The organism is Agromyces molybdatiresistens (assembly GCF_052748445.2).
Map to the genome: position 1 here is coordinate 3,583,696 of NZ_CM188258.1, position 17,655 is coordinate 3,601,350.

Sequence of the window (17,655 nt, forward strand, 5' to 3'; positions counted from 1 at the left end):
GGCGCGAGTCGGAGGGAGTGGAGCCATGACGGTACAGGCGAGCGGGCGAGCGGATGCCGCGACGCGGGCGCCCCGCGAGCCGGGCGCACCCGCACCCGCGCGCACCCGCACGGCGACCGCGGTCGGCGTCGGCGTCGCGCTCGTCGCGCTGCTCGCGGCATCCGTCGTGCTCGCCGTGACCATCGGGCCGGCGGGACTCGCGCCCGGCGACGTGCTCGCGTCGATCGCCGCGCACCTCGGGTTCGGGGAGCCGACGCTCGCGCCGCTCCGCGACGCCATCGTGTGGGAGCTGCGGATGCCGCGAGTGCTCACCGCCGCGGCCGTCGGCGCGGGCCTCGCGATCTGCGGCGTCGTGATGCAGGCGCTCACCCGCAATCCGCTCGCCGACCCGTACCTGCTCGGCCTGTCGTCGGGCGCCTCCGTCGGTGCGGTGATCGTGCTCGTGCTCGGGGTGGCCGTCGCCCTCCCGATCGCCGCGTTCGCCGGCGCGCTGGCGGCTCTCGCCGCGACGCTCGGCCTCGCGCGCGCGGCCGGCGGCCTCAGCCCGACCACGACGGTGCTGGCCGGGCTCGCCGTGTCGGCCGTGTTCGGCGCGGTGACGAGCCTCGTCATCTTCTGGAGCGCCACGACCGACAGCTACCGCGAGATCCTCAACTGGCTGCTCGGTTCGCTGGCCGGCGCGGGATGGCCCGCCGCGGCGCTCGCCGGCGCGGCGGTCGCGGTCGTCGGGCTGCCGCTCGTCACGACGGGGCGCACGCTCGACGCGTTCGCGTTCGGCGACACCGCGGCATCCGCCCTCGGGGTGCACGTCGCGCGCACGCGGACGCTGCTGCTCGTCGCGACCGCGCTGCTCACGGGCGCACTCGTGGCGGTGAGCGGCGCGATCGGGTTCGTCGGGCTGATCCTGCCGCACGCCGTGCGGCTCGTCGTCGGCTCACGCCACCGCGCGCTGTTGCCGCTGTCGGCGCTCGCGGGCGCGATCTTCCTCGTCTGGGTCGACACGGGCGCGCGCACGCTGTTCGACCCGCGCGAGCTGCCCGTCGGCATCCTCACGGCGCTCGTCGGCGGGCCGGTGTTCGCGGCCCTCCTGCTGCGCGCGCGGAGGGTCTCGTGAGCGGCGGCGAGCGGATGGCGCGGAGCGCATCGCGGCCCGGCACGCCGCGCCCCGGCGCCGGGCTCGAGGGCTCGCGCGTCTCGTTCGCGCGCGGCTCGCGGCTCGTCGTCGACGGCGTCGACATCACGGTCCCGCGCGGCGCCGTCGGGGCGCTCCTCGGCCCGAACGGGGCCGGCAAGTCGACCCTGCTGCACCTCGTCGCCGGCGTCGAGTCGCCCGACGTCGCCGCGCTCACGCTCGACGGCGACGATCTCGTCTCGCTCCGCCGCCGCGAGCGCGCGCGGCGCATCGCGCTCGTCGAGCAGGACGCGCAGGCCCCCGACGGCCTCAGCGTCGAGCACGTGGTCGGCCTCGGGCGCATCCCGCACCAGTCGGCCTGGGGCGGCGACTCCGTCCGGGACCGCGAGATCGTGGCGCACGCGCTCGACGCCGCCGGCGCCGCCGGCTTCGCCGGCCGCCGCTACGACGAGCTCTCGGGCGGCGAGCGACAGCGGGTGAACCTCGCTCGTGCGCTCGCGCAGGAGCCCGAGCTGCTGCTCCTCGACGAGCCCACGAACCACCTCGACATCCGCGCGCAGCTCGGCACGCTCGCGCTGCTGCGCCGCCTCGCCGACGACGGGCTCAGCGTCCTCGCCGCGCTGCACGACCTGTCGCTCGCCGCGTCGTACGCCGACCACGTCGTCGTGCTCGCGAACGGCGTCGTGGTCGCCGCGGGCGACCCGGCCGACGTGCTCGAGCCGCGGCTCATCCGCACGGTGTGGGGCGTCGAGGCCAGCGTGCTGCGCCATCCGTCGACGGGTCGACCCCTGCTCGCGTTCGCGCCCGCGGATGCGGCGGTGCCCGTGCCGGCGACCGAGTAGGCCCTCGAGACGAGCGGATGCCGCGGTGCCGGCGTCGGCGTAGCGTGGCCACCATGGCACAGGTGACCGAGGACCGCCGAGCACTGCTCGAGTCCGTCGCAGAGGAGTTCCTGCACAACTCGTGGCGCGCCCGGCGGCTCGTCGCCGTCGAGGGCGGATCCGCGGCACCCGCCGCGCGCTTCGCCGACGACCTCGCCGCCGTCCTCGCCGACCGCGGGCAGCAGGTCGCCCGCGTCTCCGTCGGCGACGTCGACGAGGCCGCGCTCCGCGCCGACACCGTCGAACCGTTCCGCACCGGCGCACTCGCCGGCGCGGACGGCGAGGACGCCGTGCTCGTCGTCGACGGCCGCCGGCTCCTGAACGACGCCGTGCGCGGCATCTGGCACTTCACGGTCTGGACGCTCGCGGGCGACGAACTCCCGCACTCCGGCACGAACGTGATCGTCGACCTCACCGACGAGTCCGCGCCGACGCGCTACTTCTACGACCTCTGCAAGCTGCCGCCGAACATCGGCGAGCGCCGTGCCGCGACCCCGGAGGCCCGGGCATGAGCGCCCGCGGCATCCCCGTGACCACGGCCGAGGAGCTCGAGGCGATCCTCGGCGAGCCGACCCGGGCCGCTGCCGAGAAGACGCGGCGCCGGCTCGGCGAGATCGACCGGGAATGGCTGGCGGCGGCATCCCTCGCCTTCGTCGCGACGAGCGACGAGCACGGCGACCTCGACGTGTCGCCCAAGGGCGACCCCGCGGGCTTCGCGGTCGTGCTCGACGACACGACGATCGCGATTCCCGAGCGCCCCGGCAACCGGCGCGCCGACGGCTTCCACAATGTCCTGCGGAACCCGCACGTCGGCCTCGTCTTCGTCGTGCCCGGGCGCGGCGACACCCTTCGCATCAACGGGCGCGCCACGATCGTGCGCGACGCGCCGTTCCTCGACGAGATGGTCGTGAAGGGCCACCGCCCGGCACTCGCGCTCCTCGTCGACGTCGACGAGGTGTTCTTCCACTGCTCGAAGGCGTTCCTGCGTTCGCAGGCGTGGAAGCCCGAGACCTGGGCGCCCGACGCCGTCCGCCGGCGCGCGCTCATCGCCAAGACGCTCGAACGGCCCGAGGCGGATGTCGCCGAGCTCGACGAGTACTACGGCCCCGCGTACGCCGAGCGCATGTACGGATGACGCGCGCCGCGGCGCACGGGAGCGCCGCACGGCGACCCGCGGCCGCTACGACAGGACGTCGCGCGTCGCGAAGCGCCAGGCTGCGAGCACGCCGAACACCGCGATCCACGCGGCCTGCAGCAGCGCGTTGTCGACGAACGAGTCCCACGACGGCGGTGAGCGGAGCAGGTCGGCGAAGTCGAACCAGCGGTCGCTGAACAGGAACGGGTGCACCCACTCGAGCTGGGGGATCGCGCCGACGATCTGCGCGACCACGGCGAGGATCGCGGTCGCGGCCATCGCCCCGACCGGCACGACCGTGAGCGTCGAGGCGAAGAGCCCGATCGCCGAGAGGCCGAGCATCGAGACGGCGACGTACGCGCCGATCGCGAGCAGGCGCGCGAGCCCCTCGCCGACCGGGATCTCGCCGCCGGAGAGCAGGGTGACGGGCCCGACGGGGAACAGCGCCCACCCGATGAGCGTGCCGACGACGACGACCGTGAGCGCCGCCGCGACGCAGAAGACCGCCGCGACGGCGTACTTCACGACGAGCAGCCGCAGGCGGCCGGCGGGGGCGATGAGCAGGTAGCGCAGGGTGCCGAGGCTCGCCTCGCCCGCGATCGTGTCGCCCGACACGACCGCGACGGTGAGCGGCAGGAACAGGGGCGTCGCGACGACGAGCGCGGTCACGCCGACGAACAGGCCGTTGGCGGCGACCTGGTCGAGGAACGCCGGCCCCCGGCCCGGGCCCGACGGGCCGGCGAGGCGGATGGCGACGGCGATGAGGATCGGGATGAGCGCGAGCGCCGCGAGCATCGCCCAGGTGCGCCACCGGCGGAAGAGGGTCGCCGTCTCGGAGGCGAGGAGCGAGGCGAGCCCGCCGCCGCGCTCGGCCGTCGGTCCACCGCTCGTGGGGGCGACGACGACGGTCGCGGCGGTCGCGGCCTCACGCGACGACATCGAACCCCTCCCCCGTGAGCTCGACGAACCGCTGCTCGAGGCTCGTGCGTCGCACCGCGAATCCGCGGACGCGCACGCCGTCGCGCACGAGCGCCGCCACGACGGCCTCGGCGTCGGGCGGGTGCTCGCCGAGATCCGCGGTCACGAGGGTGTCGACATCGGCTGCGGCGTCGGGCGCGGCGTCGGCATCCGCCGTCAGGCCCAACCGCGCGAGGACCGCGCGTGCCGCGCCGGGGTCGGGCGTGACCACCTCGACGCGCGCCGCGCCCGAACGCCGGAACTCGTCGAGCGTGCCCTGGGCGACCAGGCGACCGGCGCTCATCACGCCGACGTGGGTGCAGAGCTGCTCGACCTCGGCGAGCAGGTGACTCGAGACGAACACGGTCGTGCCGTCGGCCGCGAACGAGCGGATCAGCGACCGGACCTCGCGCGTGCCCTGCGGGTCGAGGCCGTTCGTCGGCTCGTCGAGCACGAGCAGGTCGCGCGGCATGAGCAGGGCGTTGGCGAGCCCGAGGCGCTGCTTCATGCCGAGCGAGTACGCGCCGGCCTTCTTCCGCGCGGCGTGCGAGAGGCCGACGCGCTCGAGCGCGTCGGCCACGCGGTCGGCACGCGTCGACCGCGGCGCGTACCGGTCGGCCGCGTCGAATCGCGCGAGGTTCGCCGCGCCCGAGAGGAACGGCGCGAACGCCGGTCCTTCGACGAGCGCTCCGACATGCGGCAGCACGTCGTCGAGCCCCTTCGGCATGTCGGTGCCGAGCACGCGGGCGGTTCCGGATGTCGCGCCGACGAGCCCCAGCAGCATGCGGATCGTCGTGGTCTTGCCCGACCCGTTCGGCCCGAGGAACCCGAACACCGACCCGCGGGGCACCGCGAGGTCGATGCCGTCGACCGCCGTCTGCGCGCGGAAGCGCTTCGTGAGCCCGTTCGTCTGGATCGCGAGGTCGCTCACCGGCGGCCCGTCAGCGGCCCGACTCGGCGTATCCGACGAGCGTGTCGACCGGGACCGAGCCGGCGAGCGCGCGACCGTCGTCGGTGAGCATCAGGGAGAGCAGCGAGGTCTGGAGCGCGCGCCCGCCGTCGACGGGCGTGGTCAGCACCTCGAGCAGGCCGAGCGCCTCGCCCTCGGTGAACGGCGGCTCCGTCGCCGGTGCCACGCCGTCGGCGTCGCCCGCGCGGTGCTCGGCCATGAGCTTCGCGGCGGTCGCCGCATCGATCTCCACGACGGTCGCCCAGCCCTCGCCGTGCACCGTCGGGTGCGGCAGTTCGGGCGCGCCATCCGTCTCGCCCTCGGCGGCACGGGCCTCGGCATCCGCCGCCCACTGCCGGAGCTCCTCCACCGTCGGCAGCGGCAGCTCCTCCTCCTCGAGGGTGTACGCGTCGCTCGGCTCGAATGCGAACACCGACGGATCGGGCGCCGCGAACGAGACCTCGGTGAAACCGACCTCGAATGCGGGCGCATCGGCGCCGCGGGCGGTGACGGATGCCGCCAGGGCCGCCCCGTTCTCGCCGTCGACCGCGATCCGGATCTCGCCGACGAGCGTCTCGTCGGTGCGCGGCTCGAGCACCAGCTCGTAGGCGTCGCGGCCGGCGACGCGCCCGTCGGCCCCGACCGAGACCTCAGTGGTCTCGTCGAGCCGATCGAGCGCGCGGTCGAGCAGCTGCTGGGGGGTCGGCAGCTGCTCGCCGTCGGGAAGCTCGGCCTCCGCCTGGGCCCTCGCCTCGGCAGCGAGGCGGTCGAGCTCGGCCTCGAGGCCCTCGACGTCGGCGTCGGCGGCGACGCTCAGCCGGGTCGCCGTCTGCGATTCGGAGTCGACGAACCACGCCACACCGGGGTTCACGTACACGTTCCGCTCGGCCATGCGGTCGAGGACCTGCAGCCGAGCCGAGTCGCCGTCGAGGTAGACGTTCGCGTCGAAACTCCCGGTGGCGAGCGACACGAGGTCGGCGAGGGCGTCGGATGCCGCGGCATCCGTGTCCGCGCCCTCGGAGTTCTCGTCGTCGGAGCCCCCCATGAGCGCCGCGAGGTCGGGGAGCCCGAGCTCGGAGCGCTGCTCGACGGTCCCCGAGAGCGTGTCGACGTCGCTCGAGTGCGCGAACTCGAGGAGTTCCTCGGCGGTGAGGTCGGGAAGGTCCACGGTGGCGTTCGCCTGCATCGGCACGAGCACCGCGATCGCGACCGCGACGGGCACCCCGACCGCAGGGACGAGGGTGCGGGCTCGGACTCGGGTAGGCCCGGTGCGGCGTGGGCTCATGCCCTCAGGCTACGCCCGCTCCGCGGGGCGCGGGCCGGTGCGGAGCGAACTCGCAGGCAGCGGGATCACCCGGCGATTCGTCGCAACCCCCTAGCCCGGTGTCGTGTCGCGGGTCTAGCGTTGGCAGCATTCGTCTGTAACCAGTTCGGGGGGAACCATGGACACCGACGTCCGCTCACGCACCACACTCCGGCGCACCGGTCTCACCATCGCGGTCGCCATCGCCGCGGCCGGCGCACTCGCCATCGGCGCGCCCGCCGCGGCCGCCCCGCCCACGGCTCCGCCGGGGCCGCCGGCCGACGCGGGCCGGCCCGCGCCGCCGTCGCCCGCGACCTCGAGCGGATACGGCGGAGCCGTGTCATCCGTCGACGCGGAGGCCAGCCGCGTCGGCCTCGAGGTCCTGCGCAAGGGCGGCAACGCCGCGGATGCCGCCGTCGCGACGGCCGCAGCGCTCGGCGTCACGGAGCCGTACAGCGCCGGCATCGGCGGTGGCGGGTACTTCGTGCACTTCGACGCCGCCACCGGGGAGGTGCGGACGATCGACGGGCGCGAGACGGCGCCGGCCCTGATGGAGAGCGACGCGTTCATCGATCCCGCGACCGGGGCGCCGTACTCCTTCTCGAACGCCGTTTCGTCCGGGCTCTCGGTCGGTGTGCCCGGCACGCTCGCGACCTGGGAGGCCGCGCTCGAGGAGTTCGGCACCGAGTCGCTGAAGGAGATGCTGAAGCCGTCGATCCTGCTCGCCACGCGCGGGTTCACGGTCGACGAGACGTTCCGGGCGCAGACCGAGGCGAACCAGGCGCGGTTCGCGCAGTTCCCGGCGACTGCGGAGCTGTTCCTGCCCGACGGCGAGCTGCCCGTGGTCGGCTCGACGTTCCGCAACCCCGACCTGGCGAGGACGCTCCGCGAGATCGCGCTGCGCGGCACCGACGCGTTCTACGAGGGCGCGATCGCCGGCGAGATCTCGGAGCTCGTGCAGGAACCGATCACGACCGACGACGCGATGCTGCCCGCCTACCCGGGCTTCATGACCGCCGACGACCTCGCCGACTACGAGACGCTCCTGCAGGACCCGACGCACGTCGAGTACCGCGGCCTCGACGTCTACGGCATGGCGCCGTCGTCGTCGGGCGGCACGACCGTGGGCGAGTCGCTGAACATCCTCGAGAACTTCGAGCCGTCGGCGGATGACGTGGGGCAGGCGCTGCACCTGTACCTCGAGTCGACCGCGCACGCGTTCGCCGACCGCAACGCGTACGTCGGCGACCCCGCGTTCGTCGACGTTCCGACCGAGACGCTGCTCAGCCAGGGGTTCGCCGACTCGCGGGCCTGCGAGATCGACCCCGAGCAGGCGTCGGTCAAGCCGGTCGCACCGGGCGACCTCGACGCGACCGGCTGCGAGGTCGCTGCGGCCGCGGCATCCGTCGACCAGGGCGTCTCGACCACGCACCTCTCGGTCGTCGACCGGTGGGGCGACGCCGTCGCCTACACGCTCACGATCGAGCAGACGGGCGGATCGGGCATGACCGTGCCGGGCCGCGGGTTCCTCCTCAACAACGAGCTGACCGACTTCAGCTTCGTGCCGAACCCCGACGACCCGAACATCGTCGAGCCCGGCAAGCGACCGCGCTCGTCGATGTCGCCGACGATCGTGCTCGACGGCGGCGACGTCCGCTACGTCCTCGGCTCGCCCGGCGGATCGACCATCATCACGACGGTCGTGCAGATCCTGCTGAACCGCATCGACCTGGGCATGACGATGCCCGAGGCGGTGGCCGCACCGCGCGCGACGCAGCGCAACACCGCCGCGGTCCTCGCCGAGGCCGACTTCATCGCGGAGTACGCCGACGACCTGGCTCCCTACGGTCACCTGATCACCCCGACCGGGGAGATCGGCGCGGCGGCGACGATCGAGGTGGCTGCCGACGGCCTCATGATCGCCGCGGCCGAGCCCGAGCGACGCGGCGGCGGAACGGGGCTGGTGCTCGAGCCGGCCGGGTGAGCCCGGCCCGGGCCGGCCGCCGGTGGTCGGGTCGGGCGCGAAGCGTCCGGCTCGACCACCGGCGCGACCGGACTACCCCAGCGCCCGCAGCCTCGGCGCGAGGTCGCGCTCGAACAGCTCGAGGAACCGCCGCTGGTCGTGTCCGGGCGCGTGGAACACGAGGTGGTTGAAGCCCCACTCCACGTACTGCCCGATCTCGGCGACGACCTGGTCGGGGTCGGTGCCGACGATCCAGCGCCCTGCGATCTCCTCGATGGGCAGCGCGTCGGCGGCCTGCTCCATCTCGACCGGGTCGGTGATGTCGTGCTTCTGCTGCTTCGAGAGCGACAGCGGCGACCAGAACCGGCAGTTGTCGAGTGCGTCGTCCTCGTCCTCCTCGTACGACAGCTTGATCTCGATCATGCGGTCGTACCCGTCGAACGCGAGACCGTCGTTCCGGGCCTCGAGGCCCTCCTTCACGGCCGGCATGAGCTGGTCGACGTAGAGCCCGGCGCCCTTGCCCGAGGTGCAGATGAAGCCGTCGCCGGCTCGGCCGGCGTACTTCGCGACCTGCGGCCCGCCGGCGGCGATGTAGATCGGCACACCGCCATCCGGTCGGTCGTAGATCGACGCGTCGTGCGTCGAGTAGTACTCGCCCTCGAAGTTCACCCGCTCCCCGTTCCACAGGGCGCGCATGAGTCGAACGGCCTCGCGCAGGCGCGCGTAGCGTTCGCGGAACTCGGGCCACTGCTGCTCGCCAGCACCCTGGAAGCCGGTCGCGATCTCGTTGAGCGCCTCGCCGGTGCCGAAGCCCGCGACGACGCGATCCGGGTAGAGCACGCCGAGCGACGCGAACGCCTGCGCGAGCACGGCCGGGTTGTACCGGAACGTGGGCGTCATCACGCTCGTGCCGATCTTGACGTTCGACGTGCGCTCGCCGACCGCCGCCATCCAGGTCAGCGAGAACGGCGCGTGCCCGCCCGTGTGGCGCCACGGCTGGAAGTGGTCGCTCGTCCAGACGGACTCCATGCCGTGCGCCTCGGCCGCGACGGCGATCTCGACGAGCTCGCGGGGGTCGAACTGCTCGGCGCTGGCCTTGTATCCGAGGGTCAGGGTCACGATGCTGCCTTCCTGTCTGCGCCATGGGGCGCGGTTGCGGCGCCCGGGGGCGCGGTCGATGGGTCGAGCGGATGTCGCGGCGCGACGTCCGGGAGAGCGCCGAGCGCCCGCAGCACCGCGGCCGTGCGCACGCCCGTCCCGAGTGCGCCGGCCTCGTCGAGCTCGGCGGCCGTGTCGACGTCGCGTCGGAGGCTCGGCGCGATCGCCCGGGAGTGCACGACGACGAGGTCGGTGAAGCCGGCCGCACGGTGCCGTGCGGCAGAGCCCGGCCCGAAGTGGGCGACGAACGGCACCCCGGCGAGCGCGGTCGCGAGCGTGGTGCCCGTTCCCTCGGCGTCGGCGGCGAAGGCGAGCGGATGCCGCGACGCCGCCTCGAGCGCCGCATCGAGGTCGCCCGGGGCGAGCGCCGGCAGGTCGCCGAGCAGCACGGCCGTGCCGGATGAGATCTCGGCACGGGCGACGGCGATGCCGTGCGCGATCGCGGCGGCGAGGCCGCGCGGACCGAACTCGGGCGCGACCTCGACCCCGTCGACGCCGCGCAGCGCGAGCTCGATCGCGGGCTCGTCGGTCACGACCACGACGCGCCGCACGGCCCGGGACGCGCGCGCGGCGTCGATCGTGTCGAGCGCGAACGCCCGGGCGAGCGCCGCCCGCTCCGCGGGCCCGAGCTCGGGCGCGAGCCGGGTCTTGGCGCCCGCGAGCGACTTCACGGGGACGACGACGGTCCAGCCCGAGGCATCCGCGCGGCCCGTCACGGGCGCACCCGCTCCCGCTCGGCGGCCGCGAGGGCCGCGGCGAACCCCTCCGCGAAGCCGATCGATCGACCTGCCGAGTAGCCGGCGGTCCGGCCGGCGGTCATCCCCTGCGCCATCGCCTCATCGGCGCCGAGGCGGAACAGGTCGCGCTCCGGCGGCCGGACGATCGAACGGGCGCCGGGGAGGTCGAGCGGTCCGACGAGGTGCCCAAGGCCCGAGACGACGGCCACGGGGCATCCGCTCGCCTTGCCCTTGACGAGGTCGCCCGCCGCGGCGAGCTCGTCGGCGGTGCACGGCATGGTGACCGAGAGCGGCTTTCCCGCTGCATCCGTCGTGCCTCGGAGATCATCGAACACGTGCACGCCGGCCGCGCCGATCGCGACGTCGGTCTGGCCTTCGCGCCATGGGCGGCCGAGCGTGTCGCTGAGGACCACGCCGACTCGCCGGCCGGTGCGCGAACGCAGGCCCTCGGCGATGACACGGGCGGACGCGTCGGGGTCCTCGGGGAGGAGCAGCACGGTGCCCTCCTCGGTGTTGCTCGCGTCGACGCCCGCGGCGGCGGCCACGATGCCGAGCCGGTTCTCGACGATGCGGGTGACGCCGCCCTCGTGCACCCGGGTCGCGACCACCCTCACCGTCTGGTCGCTGATGGCCCGTTCGCGATCGGCCGCGCGGACGATCCGGCCCTCGGCCTTCGAGACCACCTTCGAGGTGACGACGAGGATGTCGCCGTCGGCGAGCGTGCCGCCGGCGGCGGCGAGGATGACCTCGACGAGGTCGTCGCCCTGCCGGATCTCGCCGATCCCCTCGAGCACCCGCACTGCGAAGGCTCGTGCGTTCCGGGTCATGCCCGCAGTCCCGGAAGCACGTCGCGCCCGAACACCTCGAGGAACCGCTCCTGGTTGCGGCCGACGTTGTGGAGGTAGATCCGGTCGAACCCCAGGTCGAGGTGCCGCTGGAGATGCGCACGGTGAACGTCGGGGTCGGCGGACACGAGCATCCGACCCTCGAAGTCCTCGGGGCGCACGCTGCGCGCGAGCTGCTCGAACTCGAAGGGCGACCGGATGTCGCTGCGCGAGAACCGCATCCCGCCGATCGGCCATTCGGTCAGGGCGTTGCGCATCGCCTCGGCGTCGGTCTCGGCCCACGACACGTGGAGCTGCAGGACGCGCGGCATCGCGCTCGCGTCGCGGCCCGACTCGCGCGCCCCTTCGGCGAACCGGGCGACCAGCGCCGCCAGCCGCTCGTACGGACCTCCCGTGGTGATCAGCCCGTCGGCCGCCTTGCCCGCACGTCGCGCCGTGACGGGGCCCGCGGTCGCGACGAGCACCTGGGGCGCGACCGGCGGCATGGTCCAGAGCCGAGTGGTCTCCATCCGGAAGTGGGGGCCGTGGTGCCGGACCTCGCGCCCGGCGATCGACGCGGCGAACAGCTTGCGGATGACCTCGACGGCCTCGAACATGCGCGCGATGCGCTCGTGGGCCTCGGGCCAGTACTCGCCGACGACGTGTTCGTTGAGCGCCTCGCCGGATCCGATCCCCAGCCAGTGCCGGTCCGGGTACATCGAGGCGAGCGTCGCGCTGGCCTGGGCGACCACGGCGGGGTGCGTGCGGAAGGTCGGCGTCGTGACCCCGGGACCGAAATCGCCGCGCGTCCGCGCGCCGATCGCACCGAGCACGCTCCAGACGTGCGCCGACTGGCCCTGCTGCGGCAACCACGGCTGGAAGTGATCGGTCGCCATGGTGCCCGAGAAGCCGTGCCGCTCCGCCAGTTCCGCGTAGGCGACCGCGTCGGATGGAGGGAACTGCTCGAGCATCGCGGCGTAGCCGATGTGCACTGACACCCCTCCATCCTGACGCGTCGTCGCAGTGGTGTCATTCGGGGCCGGTCGGCCCGAACGGCGGGTCCACCCCCCGCTCGCCCATTATTTCGGATACTGGATCCAGAATGCAAGCGTAACGTGCGGATGCGTGGAGCCGACCGTCTCAGCTCCGCGGTCGCCGACGACGAGCCGGGGCGGCCTGGGCGGGCGACTCCGCCTCGAGCATCTCGAGCACGCCGTCGCGCACCCCTTCGAGGTGATGCTGCAGCAGGCGCACGGCGGGCCCGACCTCACCCGCGGCGACCGCGTCCGTCAGCTCGTCGTGCGAATGATGGTGCGTGTCGTCGCCGACGAGCCGCCACCCCAGCATGTACCGCCCGACCTTCAGCCGGAGCTGCTCGATGAGCTCCCACTGGATCGGCCGGCGTGCCGCGTCGTAGAGCTCGGCGTAGAACGCGGTCCTGGCATCGACGAAGTCGCCGCCCTCCTGCTTCGCGTCGGCGACGCGACCGAGTTCGCGCAGACGCGCGAGGCGCTGGTCGGTCATGTCGGCCATCGACTGCCGGAGCGCGTCGGTCTCCAGCAGGATGCGCAGCTGGTAGACCTCTCTCGCCTGCTCGACCGAGAGCGACTTGACGACGGCGCCGCGTCGGTCGTGGAACTCGACGAGACCGTCGGACTCGAGCTGGATCAGCGCCGATCGCACCGGCAGCCGGGAGACGCCGATCAGCTCCGCGAGCGTCTCCTGTCGCAGCTTGTGGCCCGGAGGGAGGGTCCCGTCGAGGATCGCCTCGCGGATGATGTCGTAGGCCATCACGCCCACCGACCGATACCCGACGGCGTGACGCCCGGCGAGTCGGGCCAGCGCGGATTCCGGGTCGCGGGTCGCATCCACGTCGGTGATCTCACGCTCGCCGTTGCTGTCGCCTGCCGTCATGGATCCCGAATGTATCGGAAAGATCACGGTGAAGTCTGCATCTTGGATCCAGAAATCGCCGCAGGCGAGATCGAGCAGGTTCGCCGAGCGGGCGCCGGGGGCGTCACTGCGTGCGCAGCGGCCCCTCGGCCTGCGCCTCGTCGAAGCCCGCGCGGTAGCCCTCGTCGTAGGCCTCCTCGGCGCCCTGCCGGAACATGTCGCGGTCGGCGGGCCGCACGATCGATCGCGCTCCCGGCAGGTCGAGGTCGCCGACGAACCGGCCGAGCCCGCGCACGACCGCCACGGGCACTCCTGCGGACTTGCCCTTGACGAGCTCCGCCGCGCCGGCCAGTTCGTCGGCCACGCACGGCATGGTCACCGCGAGCGGCTTCCCCGAGGCATCCGACCGCCCCCGGAGGTCGTCGAAGACGTGCACGCCGGCCGCGCCGATCGCGATGTCGGTCTGGCCCTCGCGCCAGGGCCGGCCCAGCGTGTCGGAGAGGAGCACGCCCACGCGCGCGCCCGTGAGCGCCCGGATTCCGGTGGCCAGCGCCCGCGCGGAGGCGTCGGGGTCGACCGGGAGGAGCAGCACGGTCCCCTCCGGCGCGTTCGAGGCGTCGACGCCGGCCGCGGCGCCGACGATGCCGAGGCGGTTCTCGACGATGCGGGTGGTGGAGTCGCCCGTCTGCCGGGTCGCGACGACGCGGACGGTCTCGTCGGTGATCGCCTGCTCCCGGTCGTCGGCCCGGACGACGCGGCCCTCGGCCTTCGAGACGATCTTCGACGTCACGACGAGGATGTCGCCGTCGGCGAGCGGCTCGTCGACCGCGCCGACGATCAGCTCGGCCAGGTCGGCGCCGACCGTGATCTCGGGAAGGCCCTCGACGCCTTCGATGCTGTACCTCACGTCCCCGCCCTCCGCTCGGCTCTCCTCACATCTTGGCAGCAGCCCCCGCCGCTGTCAGACTTCGGTCGGGCGCACGGGGGTGCGCGCCGGGGAGGGGTGTGATGTCCGAGGTCGTCGCCGCGCCGGTGAAGCGTCCGGTCATCGTGTGGGACCTCGTGCTCACCATCGCGATGCTGGTGGTCATGGCGGGCCTGGCGTTGCTGCTGCTGTTCTTCTCGTTCTTCCTCGCCTTCGCGGGCGACTCGTGCGGCGCGTCGTCGACGTGCGACACCGACCTGATCGCCACGGGCATGCTCGTGGCGATGATCCTGCCGATCGGCGTGGCGGTGATCGCGCTCGTCGGCGCGGTGATCCTGCTGGTCCTCAGGCGCATCGCGTTCTGGATCCCGCTCGTCGGCATGGTGCTCATGGTCGGGGCGTTCGTGCTGGGGGCGGCGATCGCCGCGAGCGGCGTGCAGCCGAACGGCTGAGCCGCGACGCGCGGTGCGCGCCGGAGGCCTGCACCACGGCCGTGCCCGGGCACAAGGGCCTGCGGCGCCGAATGGCCCGGCAGTAGCATCCACGCATGGCGTACGATCCGGCACGAGAGCAGCTGTCAGAGGACGGGAATCCCGAGGAGTACCGCGACGAGACTCCCGGCGAGCGCCTCGACCGCAAGTGGAACGACATCCTGCAGGAGCTCCGGGTCGTCATGACGGGCACGCAGCTCATCACGGGCTTCCTGCTCGCGGTGGCGTTCCAGCCGAAGTTCGCGGAACTCGAGCAGCGCGAGGTCACCATCTACCTCATCCTCGTCGTGCTCGCGACCACCTCGACGATGCTCGGCCTGGCGCCCGTGATCCTGCATCGACAGCTCAGCGGGCAGAAGCAGAAGGAGCGCGTCGTGCGCATCGCGAACGGCCTGCTGCTCAGCCTGCTCGTCGTGGTGTCACTCGTCTCCGCCGGCGTCGCGATGCTGATCTTCGATGTCACGGTCAGCCGGGAGGCGGGGTACACGGCGGGCAGCGTGGCGCTCGTGCTGCTGCTGATCTTCTGGATCGTGGTGCCCCGCATCGGCAAGCGCGAGCCTCGCGACCCGCAGGCGGCCTGACCCGGGGCGAGCGCGCATCCGGGGTCGGCGGGCGACCCTAGGCTGGAATCCATGCGCATCGCCACCTGGAACGTCAACTCGATCCGCACCCGCCACGGCCGGGTGGTCGACTGGATGGTCCGCGAGGACGTCGACGTGCTGGCGATGCAGGAGATCAAGTGCAGGGCCGATCAGTTCCCGCACGAGGCGTTCGAGCAGGCCGGGTACGACGTCGCGCTCCACGGCCTGAACCAGTGGAACGGCGTCGCGATCGCGAGCCGCCTGCCGATCGCCGAGGTCGAGACCGAGTTCCCCGGCATGCCCGGCTTCCTCAAGGGACAGGAAGGGCCCGACCTCCCGAAGGAGGCGCGCGCGATCGGCGCGACGGTCGACGGCATCCGCCTCTGGAGCCTCTACGTGCCGAACGGCCGCTCGCTCGGCGACCCGCATTACACGTACAAGCTCGACTGGCTCGCCGCGCTCGCCGACCTCGCCCGCGCCGAGACGACCGGTCGCCCCGAGCGCCCGTTCGCGCTCATGGGCGACTTCAACATCGCGCCGCTCGACGAGGACAACGGCGACCCGACGGTCATCGAGGGCGTCACCACGCACGTCTCCCCGCCCGAGCGCGCCGCGTTCCGCGCGCTCGAGGAGGCCGGGATGACCGACGTGGTCCGACCGATCGTCCCGACCGGGTACACCTACTGGGACTACAAGCAGCTGCGGTTCCCGCGGAACGAGGGCCTGCGCATCGACTTCGTCCTGGGGTCGCCGGCGTTCGCCGACCAGGTGACGGATGCCTCGATCCACCGCAACGAGCGCAAGGGCGATGCGCCGAGCGACCACGTGCCCGTGCTCGTGGAACTCGATCGCGGCGCCTCGGAGGACGACGACGACGACCTGCCGATGATCTTCGGCTGAAGGTCCCGTCGGCGGTCGTCCGCAACCCCGTTCTGGCGTTCAGGCTGACGGGCTACCCTTCGTGGGATGGACTCCCCCACGGAAGAGGTCGCGGGCGCGGCGACCGACCCGGTCGTCGGGTCGATCCTCGACGATCGGTACCGGGTCGACGGCCTGATCGGCCGGGGCGGCATGGCCGCCGTATACCGCGCCGACGACCTCGCACTCGGGCGACGCGTCGCCGTCAAGGTCTTCACGGCCTCGACCGAGGGCATCGACGACGCCGACCGCCGTCGCTCCGAGACGGCGCTCCTCGCCAGCCTCACGCACCCCGCGCTCGTCACGCTCTACGACGCGGCGCAGGATCGTGCCACGCGGCGCGAGTTCCTCGTGATGGAGCTCGTCGAGGGCGAGGATCTCCGCAAGGTTCTCGAGCGGGGACCGATCCCCCGCCGCGACACGGCGCGCATGCTGGCCGACCTCGCCGAGGGCCTCCACGTCATCCACTCGCGCGGCATCGTGCACCGCGACGTGAAGCCCGCGAACGTCCTGCTCGCATCCGCCCACCTGCCGACCCGCCGGTGGAACGCGAAGCTCGCCGACTTCGGCATCGCACGCCTGCTCGACGAGTCGCGGCTGACCGCCACGGGCCGCATCATCGGCACGCCCGGCTATCTCAGTCCCGAGCAGGTCAGGGGCGAGGCGGTCGGCAGCAGCGCCGACGTGTACGCGCTGGGGCTGCTCGTGCTCGAGTCGCTCACGGGCCGGCAGCCGTTCCCCGGGCCGGCGCTGGAGTCGGCGAGCGCGCGCCTCGTGCGCGACCCCGAGATCCCCGGCGACCTGCCCGCCCAGTGGCGTGAGCTCCTGGCCGCGATGACCGCGCGCGACCCCGCCGACCGGCCGTCGGCGCTCGACGTGGCGCTCGCCACCGAGTCGCTCGGGATCGACGAGCAGTCGCACGCCTCGACCGGCGCGACCACCGCACTCCTGCACCCGCCGGCGGCCGAGGACGACACCCGCATCCTCCCCGCCACGCGGACGGACGTCGGAGCGCAACCGGACGACGCCACGGCGGCCACGCGCGTGCTCACGGGAGTCGGCGCGGCACCCGCACCGTCGACCGCACCGCAGGACGGCGGCGAGCGGCGCCGGCTGCCGCGACGCCTGGTCCTCGGCCTCTCGGCGGCCGCGGTCGTCGTCGGTGCGGCCATCGTCATCCCGGTCACCGTGGGCGCACTCGCGGGCGGCGGCACCCCGGCGGAGTCCACGCCGACGACGCCGTCCGAAGCGCCGATGCCGAGCGTCGAGGGCGACCTCGGCGTGCATCTCGACCAGTTGGAGGAGGCGGTGTCGCCATGACCGCTCGCCTGCGCCGCGCGGTGGCCGCGGCATCCGTCACCATCGCCCTCGCCGGGGGACTCGCCGGCTGCGCACCGGGGCCGGAGGCCTCGAACGAGGACGCGACCGGCTTCCGGTCGCAGGTCGTCTCGATCGCCGAGTCATCGTCGGCCGGCGACTTCGCCGACGCGCTCGCGCGACTCGACACGCTGCAGGCCGAGGTCGACGCGGCGGCCGCCGACGGCAGCCTCGATGCGGACCGCGCGGCGGCCATCACCGAGGCGATCGCCCTCGTGCGGGCCGACCTCGAGGCGGCGATCGCCGCGTCGACGCCGACCCCGCCCTCCGCGCCGGTCGAGGACCCGGACGACGACGCCGACGACGACGGAGACGACGACTCGGACAACAGCGGCAGGGGCAACAGCGAGGACAAGGGCAAGAGCGACGACAAGGGCAAGAGCGACGACAAGGGCAAGAGCGACGACTGAGTCGCTCGGCCCCCACCTGGT

19 protein-coding genes are annotated in these 17,655 nt (G+C 73.5%); 10 read left to right on the forward strand and 9 right to left on the reverse strand.

Translation table 11 applies throughout. From position 1 onward, the window contains the following. Positions 1–25 precede the first annotated feature (25 nt). The 4 genes from ACULK2_RS16595 to ACULK2_RS16610 are packed head-to-tail and all read left to right on the forward strand — an operon-like array spanning position 26 to position 3,148. Complete coding sequence (locus ACULK2_RS16595) at positions 26–1,114, forward strand: putative F420-0 ABC transporter permease subunit (RefSeq protein WP_445968032.1); 1,089 nt, start codon at positions 26–28, stop codon at positions 1,112–1,114. Then, positions 1,111–1,974 (forward strand): ATP-binding cassette domain-containing protein, encoded by an 864-nt coding sequence (locus ACULK2_RS16600; RefSeq protein ID WP_445968031.1) that lies wholly within the window; start codon positions 1,111–1,113, stop codon positions 1,972–1,974. The genes ACULK2_RS16595 and ACULK2_RS16600 overlap by 4 nt, the downstream gene beginning before the upstream one ends. Positions 1,975–2,027: 53 nt before the next feature. Further along, positions 2,028–2,525, forward strand: a complete 498-nt coding sequence (locus tag ACULK2_RS16605) for a nucleoside/nucleotide kinase family protein (protein WP_445968030.1) — start codon at positions 2,028–2,030, stop codon at positions 2,523–2,525. After that, entirely contained in the window at positions 2,522–3,148 is a 627-nt protein-coding gene (locus tag ACULK2_RS16610) for an MSMEG_1061 family FMN-dependent PPOX-type flavoprotein (RefSeq protein ID WP_445968029.1), read from the forward strand. The genes ACULK2_RS16605 and ACULK2_RS16610 overlap by 4 nt, the downstream gene beginning before the upstream one ends. A 45-nt stretch (positions 3,149–3,193) precedes the next feature. Here ACULK2_RS16610 and ACULK2_RS16615 read toward each other — a convergent pair whose 3' ends face one another. Genes ACULK2_RS16615 through ACULK2_RS16625 form a run of 3 tightly spaced genes read right to left on the reverse strand, consistent with a single transcriptional unit; the run spans position 3,194 to position 6,276 of the window. After that, positions 3,194–4,087 (reverse strand): ABC transporter permease, encoded by an 894-nt coding sequence (locus ACULK2_RS16615; protein WP_445968028.1) that lies wholly within the window; start codon positions 4,085–4,087, stop codon positions 3,194–3,196. Beyond that, positions 4,074–5,036, reverse strand: a complete 963-nt coding sequence (locus ACULK2_RS16620) for an ABC transporter ATP-binding protein (protein WP_445968027.1) — start codon at positions 5,034–5,036, stop codon at positions 4,074–4,076. Before ACULK2_RS16620 ends, ACULK2_RS16615 begins: the two co-directional genes overlap by 14 nt. Positions 5,037–5,046: 10 nt before the next feature. After that, the gene (locus ACULK2_RS16625; protein WP_501044938.1) at positions 5,047–6,276 is read right to left on the reverse strand and encodes a LolA family protein; all 1,230 of its coding nucleotides are present in this window, start codon (positions 6,274–6,276) and stop codon (positions 5,047–5,049) included. A 220-nt stretch (positions 6,277–6,496) separates the two neighbouring features. On the opposite strand from ACULK2_RS16625, the gene ggt reads away from it, so the two are divergent. Continuing rightward, on the forward strand, positions 6,497–8,341 hold the full coding sequence (gene ggt / locus ACULK2_RS16630) for a gamma-glutamyltransferase (protein ID WP_445968025.1): 1,845 nt from the start codon (positions 6,497–6,499) through the stop codon (positions 8,339–8,341). A gap of 72 nt (positions 8,342–8,413) precedes the next feature. On the opposite strand, the gene fgd is transcribed toward ggt, so the two are convergent. The 6 genes from fgd to cofE (ACULK2_RS16660) form a co-directional block, all read right to left on the reverse strand. Then, a complete protein-coding gene (fgd, locus tag ACULK2_RS16635; protein WP_445968024.1) occupies positions 8,414–9,439 on the reverse strand; it encodes a glucose-6-phosphate dehydrogenase (coenzyme-F420) in 1,026 nt (341 codons plus the stop codon). Then, a complete protein-coding gene (gene cofC, locus ACULK2_RS16640) occupies positions 9,436–10,194 on the reverse strand; it encodes a 2-phospho-L-lactate guanylyltransferase (protein WP_445968023.1) in 759 nt (252 codons plus the stop codon). The genes fgd and cofC overlap by 4 nt, the downstream gene beginning before the upstream one ends. Next, positions 10,191–11,042, reverse strand: a complete 852-nt coding sequence (gene cofE / locus ACULK2_RS16645) for a coenzyme F420-0:L-glutamate ligase (protein ID WP_445968022.1) — start codon at positions 11,040–11,042, stop codon at positions 10,191–10,193. The genes cofC and cofE (ACULK2_RS16645) overlap by 4 nt, the downstream gene beginning before the upstream one ends. Then, positions 11,039–12,010, reverse strand: a complete 972-nt coding sequence (locus tag ACULK2_RS16650) for a TIGR03557 family F420-dependent LLM class oxidoreductase (RefSeq protein ID WP_501045001.1) — start codon at positions 12,008–12,010, stop codon at positions 11,039–11,041. The genes cofE (ACULK2_RS16645) and ACULK2_RS16650 overlap by 4 nt, the downstream gene beginning before the upstream one ends. 169 nt (positions 12,011–12,179) lie before the next feature. Beyond that, a complete protein-coding gene (locus ACULK2_RS16655) occupies positions 12,180–12,953 on the reverse strand; it encodes a GntR family transcriptional regulator (RefSeq protein WP_445968020.1) in 774 nt (257 codons plus the stop codon). Positions 12,954–13,056: 103 nt separating this feature from the next. Beyond that, on the reverse strand, positions 13,057–13,839 hold the full coding sequence (gene cofE, locus ACULK2_RS16660; RefSeq protein WP_445968019.1) for a coenzyme F420-0:L-glutamate ligase: 783 nt from the start codon (positions 13,837–13,839) through the stop codon (positions 13,057–13,059). A 101-nt stretch (positions 13,840–13,940) separates the two neighbouring features. Here cofE (ACULK2_RS16660) and ACULK2_RS16665 point away from each other — a divergent pair, with 101 nt between their 5' ends. The 5 genes from ACULK2_RS16665 (at position 13,941) to ACULK2_RS16685 (ending at position 17,634) form a co-directional block, all read left to right on the forward strand. After that, positions 13,941–14,309, forward strand: a complete 369-nt coding sequence (locus tag ACULK2_RS16665) for a hypothetical protein (protein ID WP_445968018.1) — start codon at positions 13,941–13,943, stop codon at positions 14,307–14,309. Positions 14,310–14,404: 95 nt separating this feature from the next. Beyond that, the gene (locus tag ACULK2_RS16670) at positions 14,405–14,929 is read left to right on the forward strand and encodes a DUF6328 family protein (protein ID WP_445968017.1); all 525 of its coding nucleotides are present in this window, start codon (positions 14,405–14,407) and stop codon (positions 14,927–14,929) included. Between the two features lie 51 nt (positions 14,930–14,980). Then, positions 14,981–15,829, forward strand: a complete 849-nt coding sequence (locus tag ACULK2_RS16675) for an exodeoxyribonuclease III (RefSeq protein ID WP_445968016.1) — start codon at positions 14,981–14,983, stop codon at positions 15,827–15,829. Positions 15,830–15,895: 66 nt separating this feature from the next. Further along, the gene (locus tag ACULK2_RS16680) at positions 15,896–17,167 is read left to right on the forward strand and encodes a serine/threonine-protein kinase (RefSeq protein ID WP_445968015.1); all 1,272 of its coding nucleotides are present in this window, start codon (positions 15,896–15,898) and stop codon (positions 17,165–17,167) included. Further along, entirely contained in the window at positions 17,164–17,634 is a 471-nt protein-coding gene (locus ACULK2_RS16685; RefSeq protein WP_445968014.1) for a hypothetical protein, read from the forward strand. Before ACULK2_RS16680 ends, ACULK2_RS16685 begins: the two co-directional genes overlap by 4 nt. The last annotated feature ends 21 nt before the right edge of the window (positions 17,635–17,655 follow it).

Excerpts from the sequence above, each read along its gene's own strand:
- ACULK2_RS16595 (WP_445968032.1), top strand. The coding sequence starts at position 26 with ATGACGGTACAGGCGAGCGGGCGAGCGGATGCCGCGACGCGGGCGCCC.
- ACULK2_RS16605 (WP_445968030.1), top strand. The coding sequence starts at position 2,028 with ATGGCACAGGTGACCGAGGACCGCCGAGCACTGCTCGAGTCCGTCGCA.
- ACULK2_RS16610 (WP_445968029.1), top strand. The coding sequence starts at position 2,522 with ATGAGCGCCCGCGGCATCCCCGTGACCACGGCCGAGGAGCTCGAGGCG.
- ACULK2_RS16615 (WP_445968028.1), bottom strand. The coding sequence starts at position 4,087 with ATGTCGTCGCGTGAGGCCGCGACCGCCGCGACCGTCGTCGTCGCCCCC.
- ggt (WP_445968025.1), top strand. The coding sequence starts at position 6,497 with ATGGACACCGACGTCCGCTCACGCACCACACTCCGGCGCACCGGTCTC.
- cofE (WP_445968022.1), bottom strand. The coding sequence starts at position 11,042 with ATGACCCGGAACGCACGAGCCTTCGCAGTGCGGGTGCTCGAGGGGATC.
- ACULK2_RS16650 (WP_501045001.1), bottom strand. The coding sequence starts at position 12,010 with ATGCTCGAGCAGTTCCCTCCATCCGACGCGGTCGCCTACGCGGAACTG.
- ACULK2_RS16655 (WP_445968020.1), bottom strand. The coding sequence starts at position 12,953 with ATGACGGCAGGCGACAGCAACGGCGAGCGTGAGATCACCGACGTGGAT.
- ACULK2_RS16665 (WP_445968018.1), top strand. The coding sequence starts at position 13,941 with ATGTCCGAGGTCGTCGCCGCGCCGGTGAAGCGTCCGGTCATCGTGTGG.
- ACULK2_RS16670 (WP_445968017.1), top strand. The coding sequence starts at position 14,405 with ATGGCGTACGATCCGGCACGAGAGCAGCTGTCAGAGGACGGGAATCCC.
- ACULK2_RS16675 (WP_445968016.1), top strand. The coding sequence starts at position 14,981 with ATGCGCATCGCCACCTGGAACGTCAACTCGATCCGCACCCGCCACGGC.
- ACULK2_RS16680 (WP_445968015.1), top strand. The coding sequence starts at position 15,896 with ATGGACTCCCCCACGGAAGAGGTCGCGGGCGCGGCGACCGACCCGGTC.
- ACULK2_RS16685 (WP_445968014.1), top strand. The coding sequence starts at position 17,164 with ATGACCGCTCGCCTGCGCCGCGCGGTGGCCGCGGCATCCGTCACCATC.